Annotated in this window: 11 protein-coding genes; 5 read left to right on the top strand and 6 right to left on the bottom strand. The window is 38.6% G+C overall.

What is annotated here, in order from left to right; translation table 11 throughout:
• The first annotated feature begins 25 nt into the window (after nt 1-25).
• Both C4S54_RS01740 and C4S54_RS01735 read left to right on the top strand, forming a co-directional pair.
• Nucleotides 26-493, top strand: coding sequence for a GNAT family N-acetyltransferase (locus C4S54_RS01740; RefSeq protein WP_103867979.1), 468 nt, complete (start codon nt 26-28; stop codon nt 491-493).
• A gap of 62 nt (nt 494-555) precedes the next feature.
• A complete protein-coding gene (locus tag C4S54_RS01735) occupies nt 556-2313 on the top strand; it encodes a diguanylate cyclase (protein ID WP_103867978.1) in 1758 nt (585 codons plus the stop codon).
• A 46-nt stretch (nt 2314-2359) separates the two neighbouring features.
• On the opposite strand, the gene C4S54_RS01730 is transcribed toward C4S54_RS01735, so the two are convergent.
• The 4 genes from C4S54_RS01730 to iorA form a co-directional block, all read right to left on the bottom strand.
• Complete coding sequence (locus C4S54_RS01730) at nt 2360-2794, bottom strand: acetolactate synthase (RefSeq protein ID WP_022774507.1); 435 nt, start codon at nt 2792-2794, stop codon at nt 2360-2362.
• Nucleotides 2795-2864: 70 nt separating this feature from the next.
• Entirely contained in the window at nt 2865-4166 is a 1302-nt protein-coding gene (locus C4S54_RS01725; protein WP_103867977.1) for a phenylacetate--CoA ligase family protein, read from the bottom strand.
• A gap of 28 nt (nt 4167-4194) precedes the next feature.
• A complete protein-coding gene (locus C4S54_RS01720) occupies nt 4195-4770 on the bottom strand; it encodes an indolepyruvate oxidoreductase subunit beta (RefSeq protein WP_103867976.1) in 576 nt (191 codons plus the stop codon).
• Nucleotides 4771-4774: 4 nt separating this feature from the next.
• Nucleotides 4775-6529: an indolepyruvate ferredoxin oxidoreductase subunit alpha gene (gene iorA / locus C4S54_RS01715; RefSeq protein ID WP_103867975.1), complete on the bottom strand. Its 1755-nt coding sequence runs from the start codon at nt 6527-6529 to the stop codon at nt 4775-4777.
• A gap of 233 nt (nt 6530-6762) precedes the next feature.
• On the opposite strand from iorA, the gene C4S54_RS01710 reads away from it, so the two are divergent.
• Nucleotides 6763-8397, top strand: coding sequence for a class I adenylate-forming enzyme family protein (locus C4S54_RS01710; RefSeq protein WP_103867974.1), 1635 nt, complete (start codon nt 6763-6765; stop codon nt 8395-8397).
• A gap of 1764 nt (nt 8398-10161) precedes the next feature.
• Here the strand turns inward: C4S54_RS01710 and C4S54_RS15890 are convergent.
• On the bottom strand, nt 10162-10338 hold the full coding sequence (locus C4S54_RS15890; protein ID WP_160110649.1) for a hypothetical protein: 177 nt from the start codon (nt 10336-10338) through the stop codon (nt 10162-10164).
• A 114-nt stretch (nt 10339-10452) separates the two neighbouring features.
• A complete protein-coding gene (locus C4S54_RS01705) occupies nt 10453-12249 on the bottom strand; it encodes a hypothetical protein (RefSeq protein ID WP_103867973.1) in 1797 nt (598 codons plus the stop codon).
• Nucleotides 12250-12496: 247 nt separating this feature from the next.
• Between C4S54_RS01705 and C4S54_RS01700 the strand changes: the two genes are divergently transcribed.
• Together C4S54_RS01700 and C4S54_RS01695 are read left to right on the top strand one after the other, a co-directional pair.
• Nucleotides 12497-13180, top strand: a complete 684-nt coding sequence (locus tag C4S54_RS01700) for a DUF975 family protein (protein WP_160110648.1) — start codon at nt 12497-12499, stop codon at nt 13178-13180.
• Between the two features lie 199 nt (nt 13181-13379).
• Entirely contained in the window at nt 13380-13691 is a 312-nt protein-coding gene (locus tag C4S54_RS01695; RefSeq protein ID WP_022774497.1) for a metal-sensing transcriptional repressor, read from the top strand.
• The last annotated feature ends 5 nt before the right edge of the window (nt 13692-13696 follow it).

Below are 13696 nucleotides of genomic sequence, written 5' to 3'. Positions count from 1 at the left end.
ACTTATTTAGGAGATTAACTTTTTTATGATCAGAAGAGCAAAAGAAACAGATATTCCCCGCATGATCACATTACTTAATCAAGTTCTTGAGATACATGCAAAGATAAGACCTGACATTTTTGTTTCAGAAAAGACTAAATATTCAACCACGGAGTTAAAAGAAATATTAGCTGATGATAATAAGCCTGTTTATGTCTACACAGATGAAAATGATGAATGTATGGGCTATTGTTTCTGTGTACTTAGGGATATTCCCAAGGCGGACTTTATGGCTCCTATAAAGATTCTTTTCATAGATGATCTGTGTGTTGACGAATCAAAGAGGGGTGAGCATATAGGAAGAAAGCTCTTTGATTATGTAAAAGAAGAGGCTAAAAAGCTTGGATGCTATGAGGTTACTCTCAATGTATGGGAGGGTAATGACTCAGCAATTGCTTTTTATAACAGCCTTGGCATGAAGGTAAAAGAGTATCAGATGGAATTGATTTTATAAATGCTAAAATGATAAAATAGATGTGTAATTTGGACAAAAGATTATCATATAGGGCTTAATATATGAGGCAAAGAACATATCGCATTTTAGATTTTGGTACTTTGGATAATGTTTTAAATGAGATCAATTCTTCAGAGGATTATTATTTTGCATCAGGCATTCTGATGCAGCTGTATAATCCAAGGCTGGACATAGATGAGGAATATCTTGTCAGCCGTATTAATGAAATCTGTCCAAAGGCTGTGCTTACCGGTATGACATGTGCAAGTATAGCTGAGGAGAAGTATGATCTGAAAGACTCACCAATACAGCTTTCAGTATCTTATTTTTTCAAAACAAAGATATACCGCTACGAATATGATCTAAATGAAGTATCGATGTTTGTAGCCGGAAGAATAATGAATGAAAAAATAGACGGTCTTAGAGACGTAAAATGTATGCAGATATTTTACGTTTCTCCAAGTTCGTCTATTTCTGTTTTCTCTAAGGAATTTAGCCATCAAAATCTTCCTGTGTTTGGCGCTAAAGCAGGAAGAAATATTCGTGCGCTTAATACCGCACATGTCTATGGCAGTAAATGCTTTGATAATGCTATAGTGTCGGTTATTTTTCAAAGTGATTCTTTATCTCTTTACATGGATAACAATCTCGACTGGGCTGAGATTGGAAAAGAGATGGTAATAACAGGGGTTGAAGGAGACAGGATCGTAACTGAAGTAGATGGTGCTCCTGCTATTGAGGTTTATAAAAAATATTTAAAGATCACTCCAAATGAGTTTTTTGTCCAGAATGTATGCGAATTTCCTTTTGTCCTAAAAAGAAATAATAACTTCGTGGCAAGGGTTCCGAGTGGTTATAACGAGGACGGAGCTATTATTTTTAATTCTGATGTTTTTCAGGGCGAGCATTTTAGGCTCTCTTACTCATTTCCGCAGCAGGTTCTCAATAAGACAAAAATCGGAATAAATGCAATTTCGTGGCTTCAGCCACAGGCCCTTTACTTTTTTGAATGTGGTAACAGGCAAAGGTTTCTTAGGGAATATTATAGTGAAGAGAGAGACGTCTTTCACTCATTCTTTCCTGAGTGCTCAAGCACAACCGGCTACTCAGAGCTATTTGCTTTGCCCAATTGTGGTATGTGCGATCTAAACAGCGCCTTAGTCATTGTTGGCTTAACGGAGAATAAGTATTCAAAAGATCTTTTTGTTCACGGTAGCTGTGGATTCTTAATTGAGCAGGATGAAGATGAAAAGCGTGAAGTTCCGTTTTTTGAAAGGATTCTTACTTTCCTTGAAAGTACCTCAAAGGATCTTGATGAGCTCAATAAACAGCTTGGAAAGGTTGCCTATACAGACCAGCTCACAAAGATCTATAACAGGTGGGAGCTTGAAAGGAGCATAAACGAAGCCATAACTCTTGCGCAAAATGGAAGCTCATATTCACTACTTTTCTTTGATATTGATCATTTTAAACACGTCAATGACACCTATGGTCACGATGTAGGTGATGTGGTCCTTAAGAGTATCGTAAATATTGTCAAAGACTTTATTGAAGATAACCATGTATTTGGCAGATGGGGCGGAGAGGAGTTTTTATATCTTTTCCCAAATTCAGATGTTGAAAAGGCTTTAGAGTTTGCTGAAAGGATAAGGCAGACAATTGACGATACCTACTTTGTCACAGTTCAGCATCTTACTGTGAGCATAGGAGTGACAATGATAAGGCCTGAAGATACAATAGAAACCTTTGTAAAAAGAGCTGACGAGGCTTTATACAATGCAAAAGAAAACGGAAGAAATAAAGTAGTATTTGCAAAATAACAAAAATAAATAAACCTCTGGCCAAATGGTCAGAGGTTGTAATTTTTTAGATGTTTGCAATATCTTCCTGTGAAAGGAGTTTTAAGCCCTTTCCTGTGAGCTTTGCCTCAGCAGCTTTTGTATCAGCAACTCTGAAGATCATGTAAGCGTGGTTGGAAGAGCCTCTTCCGGGAAAAGCGTACATGTACTCGATGTTGACTTCTGCATCAGCGAAAACTTCCAAAAGCTTATCGAGTCCGCCTGCCTCATCAGGAATCTCTACTGCCAGAACTGATGTAAGACTTGCTACGAAGTCATTTTCTTTTAAGGTATTTACAGCTTCTAAAGCGTCGTCAACGATGATGCGGGCAATTCCAAAATCCTTGGTCTCGGCAAGGGAAGTGGCACGCATATCTATTTTGTTTTTAGCCATGACGCTTGTAAGTTTTTTTAGTGTGCCGGGTTTATTTTCAAGGAAAACTGATATCTGTTTTATACTCATGATAGAATCCTCCTATATTTCTAGTATAGAATAATTTTTGAATAATTACTGCAAAAAATATCAATAAAACTTAGATTTTTCTCTTATCGATAACTCTTACAGCTTTTCCTTCGCTTCTTGCGATTGACTTTGGTGCAAGGAGAGAGATCTTTACCTTGATTCCAAGCATTGAGTACATATCTGTAGCAAGCTTTTTCTGACGTTCCTCGATCTCACCGACATTATCTGTGAACATCTCAGGTGTCATTTCTACCTGAACATCAAGAGAGTCGGTGTTGTTGGCTCTGTCAACAACTATCTGGTAGTTTGCAGCATATCCATTGTTCAAAAGAACTGTTTCGATCTGGCTCGGGAATACATTTACGCCTCTTACAATGAGCATGTCATCTGAACGACCCATTGGTTTAGCCATTTTGATGAATGTTCTTCCGCAGGAACACTTGCCTCGTGTGAGTTTGCAGATATCTCTTGTGCGATAGCGGAGCATTGGGAAGGCTTCTTTATCTACAGCTGTAAATACCAGCTCGCCCTGTGAGCCTTCAGGAAGTACTTCTTCAGTATCAGGATCGATGATCTCTGCTATGAAGTGATCCTCATTTATGTGCATACCATTTTGCTCACAGCATTCAAAGGCAACTCCGGGACCGGAAAGCTCTGTAAGACCATAAATATCGTAGGCTTTGATTCCTAAAGTGGATTCTATTTCCTGACGCATTTCTTCGCTCCAGGCTTCTGCGCCAAAGATTCCTGCCTTAAGAGGAATATCTTCAGGCTTGTAGCCTTCTTCTTTGAAACGCTCTGAGAGGTACGCGGCATAACTTGGTGTGCAGCAAAGGATAGTGGCCTTTAGGTCATTTATAAACATCATCTGTCTGTCAGTGTTACCGGAGCTTATAGGAACTGTAAGGCAACCAACTTTATGAGAACCGCCATTAAGGCCGGCGCCGCCTGTAAAAAGTCCAAAGCCATATGCAATCTGGCAGACATCTTCATCAGTTCCGCCGGCAGCCATGATAGCTCTTGCGCAGCAGTCTTCCCAAAGATCAATGTCATGCTGTGTATAGAAAGCGACAACTCTTTTTCCTGTTGTTCCGGAAGTTGAGTGGATTCTTACGCAGTCCTTCATTGGAGCACCAAGAAGGCCTGTGGGATAGGCGTCTCTAAGATCCTTTTTTGATAAAAATGGGAGCTTGTGAAGGTCATCTACGGACTTAATATCATCGGGAGTAACGCCTTTTTCCTCCATCTTTTTCCTGTAGTAAGGGACATTATCCCAAACTCTTTTTACCTGCTGTACAAGCTTTTCGCTCTGAATCTTTTTTATTTCTTCATAAGGTGCTGTTTCAATTTCTTTCTGAAAATATTGCTCCATATCTTTTTCTCCCCAAAAACAATTCTTTTTATGCGAAGTTTTTGCCAAGCTCGAAGGCTTTTTTATTCATGTCGAGGAATTTGGCAGGTACATTGGCTTCAAGGCTCTTCATCCATTCATCTTCAGGAAGATCAAAGTAGTGTGAGAGTCTTCCAAGTAATACTATATTTACAGCTTTTGATGAACCGGCCTGTTCTGCAAGAGTAAGGCAGTCCAGAGCATCAACCTTTGCTCCTGTAGCTTTGATCTTATCGATAATATTGTCAGGATATTCAGCTGCTCCTGTAATTACCGGCATAGGATCTATCTGCTGAGTGTTTGTGACGATCTGTCCATCCTTTTTTAGGTATGGAAGCCATCTTGCAGCTTCTAAAGCTTCAAAGGAAACAATGTAATCAGCCTGACCTTTATCGATGACAGGAGAGAAGACTTTATCGCCGTATCTTACATAGGTTACAACGCTTCCTCCTCGCTGGCTCATACCATGTACTTCAGAAACTTTTACATCATATCCCTGAGCCATTAAAAGATGTCCTAAAAGTTTGCTGGCAAGAAGTGAACCCTGTCCGCCTACACCAACGATCATAATATTCTTAGTTTCCATTGTTTCAAGCCTCCTTTTCCGGAGCATTAAAGGCTCCAACCGGACAGAGCTGGCTACATACGTTGCAGCCTACGCACAGTGTTGTATCAATTCTGGCCTGTCCATCTTTCATGGAAATTGCAGGGCATCCAATTCTCATACAGGATTTACAGCCTACGCATTTATTCTTATCAACGCTAAGAGGAGGATTGTGTTTTACGTATTTTAACAGTGCACAAGGGCGCCTTGAGATTATCACAGAAGGAGCGTCTGCGCTGAGCTCTTCCTTGAGGACTTTATCGCATTCATCAAGATTATAAGGATCAACTACGCGAACTCTCTCAAAGCCCATAGCTCTGCAAAGGGCTTCAAGATCGATCTTTCCTGCCGGATCACCCTTTATGTTGTAGCCGGTTGTTGGATTCTGTTGGTGACCTGTCATTCCGGTGATTGAATTGTCAACAATAATGATAGTTGAGTTTGACTGGTTATATGCAACGTTGGCAAGACCTGTCATTCCTGAATGCATAAATGTAGAATCGCCGATAACAGCAACAGTTTTGTGCTCACTTTCGGCACCTCTTACTTTGTTAAAACCATGGAGTGCGCCAATTGAAGCTCCCATACAGAGAGTCATTTCGATAGCACCAAGTGGTGGAACTGCGCCCAGTGTATAGCATCCAATATCGCCTAAAACAGTGCAGTTATTCTTTTTTAGAGTATAGAAAAGTCCTCTGTGTGGGCAGCCTGCACACATAACAGGTGGACGATTAGGAATCTCTGCGTCAAGGGCAAAAGAGCTCTCGACATCTTTTCCGAATTTCTGAGCAATTAGATTTTGTGAAAACTCATCAACGATTGGAAGAAGGTCTTTTCCTGTGACTTCAATTCCAAGAGCTTTTACATGATTTTCAATGATAGGATCAAGTTCTTCTACAACAAAGAGCTTATCAACCCTTGAAGCAAAGTCCCTGATAAGCTTCTCAGGAAGAGGATTGGTCATACCAAGCTTAAGTACACTTACGGAGTCACCAAAAACTTCTTTTACATACTGGTAAGAAGTTGAACAGGTAATGATACCTGTTTTTGTATCACCCATTTCAACTCTGTTAAGAGGACAGTCTTCAGCATAAGAAATAAGGTCTTTTGTTCTCTGCTCGACGATAGGATGACGCTTTTTGGCATTGCCTGGCATCATTACGTATTTTGCGATATTTTTTTCGTATGGCTTATCGGGAACAGTTCTTTCACCTGTACTTACGAGAGACTGAGAGTGTGCAACCCTTGTGCACATCTTTAAAAGAACAGGAGTGTCAAATTTTTCAGAAATTTCATAGGCAAGCTTTGTGTATTCGAGGGCTTCACCTGAATCAGAAGGCTCAATCATAGGAACCTTGGCAGCGATAGCGTGGTGCCTTGAATCCTGCTCATTCTGTGATGAGTGCATTCCTGCGTCATCAGCAACTACGATCACGAGACCTGCATTAACTCCTGTATAGGACATGGTGTAAAGTGGATCTGCAGCCACATTAAGACCAACGTGCTTCTGAGCGCAGAAAGCTCTTTTTCCTGCAAGTGATGCTCCAAAAGCAGATTCCATAGCCACCTTTTCATTAGGTGCCCATTCACAGTAAATATCATCATATTTTGCTGCTTCTTCAGTTACCTCTGTACTTGGAGTACCAGGATAACTTGAAATGAAGCATACTCCGGCTTCATATAATCCCCGGGCAACAGCCTTGTTGCCAAGCATGAGCTGTTTGCCATTGTCTTTGCTCATTTATAATCCTCCTACCTTCTTGAAAATTACGCACAATTATATAAAACAGACATTGTTTTGATTTAAAGTGATAAAGTGCATATACACTAGAATAATAAAAATAAAATATAAAATCAAGAATTAAATATGCTTTAAATTACTAAATAATAGGGCATTACCTGTATTGACCTTTTTATTAAATGTCTTTATAATATACTTTAGCGCTTTAAAGCGTACAAGAAGGGGATTACAATATGCCGATTACAGATTTACTAGAAAGAAACAGCAAACTTTATGGGGAAGAGGTTGCTCTTGTAGAGATAAATCCTGAGATAAAGGAAGAGCAGAGAGTGACATGGAAGGAATATGAACTTATTCAGCCCACAAGCACTTCCTATTACAGAAGACAGATCACATGGTCTGTATTTGATGAAAAAGCTAACAGAGTAGCCAATATGCTCATGGAAAGGGGTATCAAAAAAGGACAGAAGTGCGCTATATTGCTTATGAACTGTCTAGAATGGCTGCCTATTTATTTTGGAATATTAAAATGCGGAGCTGTAGCTGTTCCGCTTAATTTCAGATTTACTTCTGAAGAAATTGATTATTGCCTTAAGGCTTCTGATTCTGATGTCCTTTTCTACGGACCTGAGTTCATCGGAAGAATCGAGGATATTGCTGAAAAATTAAAGAAGGAGATGCTTCTTTACTATGTTGGAGATCAGTGTCCATCCTATGCTGAGGACTATTACAAGCAGGTTTCAAACTCATCTTCAACAGCGCCAAGAGTCCTTATTGAAGATAAGGATGATGCAGCAATCTATTTTTCATCAGGAACTACCGGATTTCCTAAGGCTATTTTGCATATCCACACTGCACTTATGCAGTCTGCAAAAATGGAAGCAATCCATCACGAGACAACACACGAGGACAATTTCCTCTGCATTCCGCCTCTTTACCATACAGGTGCAAAAATGCATTGGTTTGGTTCACTATATACAGGAAGCAGAGCAGTTCTTTTAAAGGGAAATTCACCGGAAGCAGTATTTAGAGCAGTATCTGAAGAACACTGCACAATTGTATGGCTCCTTGTTCCGTGGGCGCAGGATATTCTTGCTGCACTCGATAGCGGAAAGCTCAAGATGGAAGATTACAAATTAAGTCAGTGGCGTCTGATGCACATAGGTGCTCAGCCGATTCCACCAAGCCTTGTCCGTCATTGGCTTCAGTATTTTCCTCATCATAAGTATGACACTAACTATGGCCTTTCTGAATCAACAGGCCCTGGCTGCGTTCATCTTGGAATGGAAAATGTACATAAGGTAGGCGCCATAGGTGTTCCAGGTTATGGCTGGAAGACCAAGATAGTAGATGAAGAAGGAAATCCTGTTAAGCAGGGCGAGATCGGAGAGCTTTGTGTCAAAGGCCCCGGCGTTATGGTCTGCTATTACAAGAATCCTGAAGCAACAGCTGAGATTCTTAAAAACGGATGGCTCTTTACAGGTGATATGGCCCGTCAGGACGAGGACGGCTTTATATTCCTCGTTGACCGTAAAAAAGACGTTATTATTTCAGGCGGTGAGAATCTGTATCCTGTACAGATTGAGAGCTTCCTCATGAAAAATGACAAGATCCATGATGCAGCTGTTATAGGTCTTCCTGATCAGCGTCTTGGTGAAATTGCTGCCGCAATTATCCAGGTAAAAGAGGGAATGACTCTCACAGAGGATGATGTAGATGCTTTCTGTGTTGACCTTCCAAGATATAAAAGGCCAAGAAAGATCATATTTGATAAAGTTATCAGAAATGCCACAGGCAAGATCGATAAACCAAAATTAAGACAGAAGTACTGTGGTGATCACCTTGTAGAAAAACAAAATCAGGGATGATCATACTTATAGAATTGAATAATCAAACTTTTTTTGCTTTTATTGATAAATATGTAGACCTGATTAAGAAAAGAGTATTTTGCATGCAATTATTTCTTTGCAAAATACTCTTTTTTATAAAAGCAAATGAATTGGCCTCGTACGCCACCATTGACTGAACCTGAGGAAAACGCTTTGGTCTTCGAGCCGACGGTGAGGATGATGGGAACAGTAGTTAGATTCATGCACCGTCGGAACCAGCATTGTAGCGTTTTCCTCAGCCCCCGTCAATAGCAAGCACCTTCGGTGTGGCTGGGGGAAGATGCCTCAGGATCCAATTCCGAGAACAGTAGGGGCGGCTACTTTCAAGGATGTGTAGGGCTATATTCTCAATTTTACTGTGACAATTTATTTATTATAACCTGCACGGATAACGTGCTATTACAAAAAACATGACCTAATTAGCATTTTTCACTTGCTTAGGTCATGTTTTTTGTCATGATATTGCCTTGTTATTACAGAATTCATGACCTAAACAGCATTTTTCATTTGTCTAGGTCATGATTTTTGTCATGATATTGCTTTGTTATTACAGAATTCATGACCTAATCAGTATATTTATTTTACTTAGGTCATGTTTTTGATTTTATGGAATGAATATTGAATAACGGATGCCAAATCCATAGACAAAAAAAGCGCATTATTTAAGCGCTTTATCCATTTCACTGTGACAATCCAGAGCTAGGAGAAGATGTAGGATAAGTGTTTATGTAATACGTTTTTTATCCTATAGATTTAACCATCCTGATAGTGAATCTGCTCATGAGTAGGATAAAAGCTTGACTTTAGCGCTTTTTATCCCATAATTCTCAAGGCTCTGGCTGAGGATTGTGGGATAAATCAATTGTTTTTTTCACACTTATCCTACTCGGTCAATCGCAGTGTTCAGAAGGCCGAAATTGTGGGATAACTACGATAGAATTTCAGGTTTTATCCCACAGTTTAGAAAATAGGCTTGGATAAAGTGGGATAAATGTTTCAAATCTATCGTTCTTATCCTACATCCAAGCTAATCCATGTTTATCCAATTTGAATCGCCAACGAATAGAAAATTGTTTTGGGCATATAGCGCTTTGGAAAGCTTCCAGCCACCTCTGATTTTTACTTATTTGTCCTTATAGAGCTTTTTTGCGTTGCCAGCCACCCCTCATGAAAGTTGAACTGGGCATATAGGCCGATTTCAAGCCTCGGGCCACCCGTAAAAAGGTGGCTGCGGCCGGATTATTACCGTATATGCCCAATCGCCTGCGATGAAATCCATGATGAGGGGTGGCTGCAAGCCTGAAATCAGGCTATGAGCCCAAAACCGATTTAATTGCAGGTGGCTGAGCTATTGAAAACGAGCTATATGCCCAAAACAGCAGCTCGCTCTCATAGCATTGGGAGCCGAGGGAATAAAGCATTATAAGTTCTAGAAGTATCAACATCTACTGTTCTCGGAGTCAGAGCCTGAGGCGCTTGTACCCAGCCACAACGAAGGTGCTTGCCATTGACGGGTTCTGAGGAAAACGCTACAATACTGAATCCGACGGTGAGATAGAATCTACTGTTCCCATCATCCTCACCGTCGGCTCGCAGACTAAGGCGTTTTCCTCAGGTTCAGTCAATGGTGGCGGACGCTGCCAATCACTTACGCATATACAAAGTGAGAATTTTTTGATTGGGCAACAATTTTATAAAAAAGGGAAGAGCCTTGATTGGCGCTTCCCTTTTTATTAGAATTTTTTATTTTTTATCGGCAATCATCGCAAGAGTAAAAGAGATATCATTAAGAGTCTGAGTCATATTCTGTACCATTAGCTCCAATCTTTTAGAATCTGATACTTCTTCTTTTTTGAAGCGTTCCTTCATCTCTTTGATTCTCTGATCCTGCAATGCTTTTACTTCTGATACTCTGCTCATCATTACCTCCTTAATAATATGATTGATATTATGTCAATATCTTTACAATCAATTATAAAGGTTTTTTGATGAAAAAAACTGATTTTAAGTATAATTTAATATCTTTTTAACTATTTAAATATCGATTATCTGTGATCCAAGGATGGATGCAAGACGAAGATATCCGCAGTATCCATTTGAATCAAGAAGACTGTTGACATCGTATCCTGCAGGGATTACAACACGCATTTTCTTTCCTGCATAAGTGAAGAGTACTTCAACATCAATTGTAGGGTTAGCTGCAAGTGCTTCTATCATCTTTTTATCAAAAACGCTTGTAGTATTTGACTCAATTCTGAGAGTTGTTCCTGCTGGAGTGGATTTGAAACTCTCAATTACTGCAGCCTTGTAGGCTTCGTTTGTTATACCGTTTCTAAAATCAAATTTAACAGCCTTTGATGGTGTAGCACCACCTTCTATTACTGGTGCAAATGCATCATGATTAGTACTAGGTGTAGAAACAGATATTCCCATGCCTGATGATGGGGCAGGAGTATTATTTGTTTCATTGTTTTCATTTACAACCTTTATATCTTCTTCAGCAATACCTGTTGCCTGGCTGATAGCTTTGATTATTGCCTTGATATCAATGTTACCGCGATATGAATTGAGCTTTACAGCATAAGTTCCATCTTCAAGCTGGGTAAAACTCATAGTATCACTGACCTGTAGAGTATATCCGTCAGGAACAGATACATTCAATGTGTCAATAGTTCTCATGGTCTGCTTGTTTTCATTATTGATAGTTACATTTTCACCAGCTTTTATATAGTAATTGATATTATTATAAAATACTTCATAGACATCTTTGCTGACAGATTCTGAAGGCACAAGTAATTCTCCATTTGAGTTAATTGCATATACATTTACTCTCGGAAGGAAGGCTATCAGATTCTGTTTATCCTCATCTGTAAGTGCTTCCCGATCGTACATTCCGTTATTTAAGCCGTAAAGATCCTGTCTTAACTGAATACCTGTATTTCCGTTTATAGTACCTTTTATATCAATAGTTCCATTTCCGCCTTCAGTTATCATTATCCAGAGAGGTCTGTAATTAGCATTAAGATCACCACCAATGATTAAATTGCTAGAAGAATCTACTTGTACAGCAGGATTATAAATACCTGAAAGTGAAACTACGTTTTTTCCTACTGTAGCAGTTGATCCGCCTGTTACCATAAGAGCAGTATCATTTGCTATAACACTTCCTGCAACATTTATTTCACCACTATCTGAAACCAGAATAGCTCTGCCATCAACTACATTAACATCTCCGCCAATATTGGTGTTACCTGAGCTTTGACTAATGGCATATACACCAGAACCGTTTTTTGTTACATCACCTGTGATGTTAATATTACTATTATTATTTGATATTATCGCTGTGTTATTAGTATCATCAGAACCAATTGTGAGATCACCTTTAATATTAATATCACCGCCATATGCGTTTAAGCCCTCACCCTCAGATGTAGCATTGCCATTTATATTAAGAGTTCCATCATTTACATATGCAATAGAGGTGTTTGCTTGTTCATTACCTTGTGTTGCATTGACATCGCCATTAACTGTCAATGTCAGATCGCTGTTGTTCGCATCTTTAAATCCAGTTGATGAACTAGTTGAACTTCCTGTAACTTCAATAGCATATCCGGAATTTGAAGCCTCATAATTTAAATCGTGGTTATAGGAATAGTTTCCGGCACCTTCCACATCTAATGAACCATCGAATGATGTTTCAATTTCAACAGTTGCATTGGTTTCATTTTCGTTTGTTGTGTCTTCTGCAAGAACAGTAATTGCTGGTATTGAGATAGCAACTGTCATAGCTATTGCACATGAGAATACTTTCATAAACACATTGTTTAGCATATTTTTCCTCCATGAAAAAATGTATACAGAAATTGTATTTAATAAACAACAGGGTCATGTTACCAAAATGAGATATAAAATAATCTAAAAAATGTATAAAATTTATTATTTGGTGTAATTTAATTTCAAAATATTCGTATAATAAAGTAATAGAACACTTTAATTTGCAATTGTTTATCTTTTTATGCATATTAAAGGAATTTATAATCATTATTATCAAACAACATTTTTTTATGGAGGAGTTATTATGTGGAACAGAAGTGAAGTTAAGGAAAATGGTAAAGCTAGTTTTAAGAGGAATTATTGGAAGTCTGTAATAGTTGCATTTATTTATACACTATTTTTTACATCAACTTCAGCTACATTTAAGAACAATCAGGAGCAGCTTTCAAGTTCTTTCTCCGAAGAGGCTGCAAGTGATCCATCATTTATGGTAATACTTCTTGTTGCTCTTGGCATTGTTGGTACAATATTGATCATTTTGAAACTGATTGACCTTTTTGTTTTCAATCCATTGGAAGTTGGATGTAACAGATTTTTCCTCGTTAATCAGGAAACTGATGCTGATTTCCCTGAATTATTGCATGCATTCAAAAACAATTACATTAATACAGTTTTAGGTCTTTTTATCAGAGATATTGTGATCGGACTTGGATGTATCTGCTTACTGATCCCGGGATTTATCCTTATGTATTCATACAGGATGGTGCCATATATCCTTGCTGAGGATCCAACAATTTCTGCTATTGATGCTCTGAAAAAATCAAGAGCTATGATGAAAGGACAGAAGTGGGCATGCTTTGTATATGATCTTTCATATATTGGATGGTATATTTTATCACTGTGTACTATAGGACTTGTGGGTATTTTCTATGTTAATCCTTATAAGCAGAATGCCGATGCTGAGCTTTATAGAAGAATCAGAGGATAAAAGATCTGTAGTAATAATTTAATAATTAATGACATATCAAGGATAGGCTTGTAAATACGAGCCTATCCTTTTTGCCATTACAGGTGATCACAGCTCATTAATAATCCAAGAAAAAAACACTTGCAATATACCCCTCGGGGGTATATTATATTTTTAACAAATAGATTTTGTAAAATATTATCGTAAATAGGAGATTACTATGGCTTGTCCAAAATGTTGCTCTGAAACATCAGGAAAAACAAAGGTCAGGGAAGAAAAAGAATATAAAGACCTTATCAACAGGCTTAAAAGAATTGAAGGCCAGATAAGAGGTATAGAAGGAATGGTAGAAAATGATTCTTACTGTACAGATATCCTTACTCAGGTTGCTGCTGCAAATAAGGCTCTTAACAGTTTTGCAAAAGTTCTTTTATCTAACCATATAAAAACCTGCGTTACGGATGATATCAGGGCAGGCAAGGATGAGACAGTAGACGAACTTCTGGATGTTTTACAGAAAATGATGAGGTGATAAAA

It is taken from the genome of Butyrivibrio sp. Su6 (assembly GCF_900108105.1).
Classification (GTDB): Bacteria; Bacillota; Clostridia; order Lachnospirales; family Lachnospiraceae; genus Butyrivibrio.
The sequence above is the reverse complement of the archived record's forward strand: the minus strand, read 5'-3'. Positions and strand labels throughout refer to the sequence as shown.

Coding starts and splice junctions, on each gene's coding strand:
- C4S54_RS01740 (WP_103867979.1), top strand. CDS start 26: ATGATCAGAAGAGCAAAAGAAACAGATATTCCCCGCATGATCACATTA.
- C4S54_RS01735 (WP_103867978.1), top strand. CDS start 556: ATGAGGCAAAGAACATATCGCATTTTAGATTTTGGTACTTTGGATAAT.
- C4S54_RS01730 (WP_022774507.1), bottom strand. CDS start 2,794: ATGAGTATAAAACAGATATCAGTTTTCCTTGAAAATAAACCCGGCACA.
- C4S54_RS01725 (WP_103867977.1), bottom strand. CDS start 4,166: ATGGAGCAATATTTTCAGAAAGAAATTGAAACAGCACCTTATGAAGAA.
- C4S54_RS01720 (WP_103867976.1), bottom strand. CDS start 4,770: ATGGAAACTAAGAATATTATGATCGTTGGTGTAGGCGGACAGGGTTCA.
- iorA (WP_103867975.1), bottom strand. CDS start 6,529: ATGAGCAAAGACAATGGCAAACAGCTCATGCTTGGCAACAAGGCTGTT.
- C4S54_RS01710 (WP_103867974.1), top strand. CDS start 6,763: ATGCCGATTACAGATTTACTAGAAAGAAACAGCAAACTTTATGGGGAA.
- C4S54_RS15890 (WP_160110649.1), bottom strand. CDS start 10,338: ATGAGCAGAGTATCAGAAGTAAAAGCATTGCAGGATCAGAGAATCAAA.
- C4S54_RS01705 (WP_103867973.1), bottom strand. CDS start 12,249: ATGCTAAACAATGTGTTTATGAAAGTATTCTCATGTGCAATAGCTATG.
- C4S54_RS01700 (WP_160110648.1), top strand. CDS start 12,497: ATGTGGAACAGAAGTGAAGTTAAGGAAAATGGTAAAGCTAGTTTTAAG.
- C4S54_RS01695 (WP_022774497.1), top strand. CDS start 13,380: ATGGCTTGTCCAAAATGTTGCTCTGAAACATCAGGAAAAACAAAGGTC.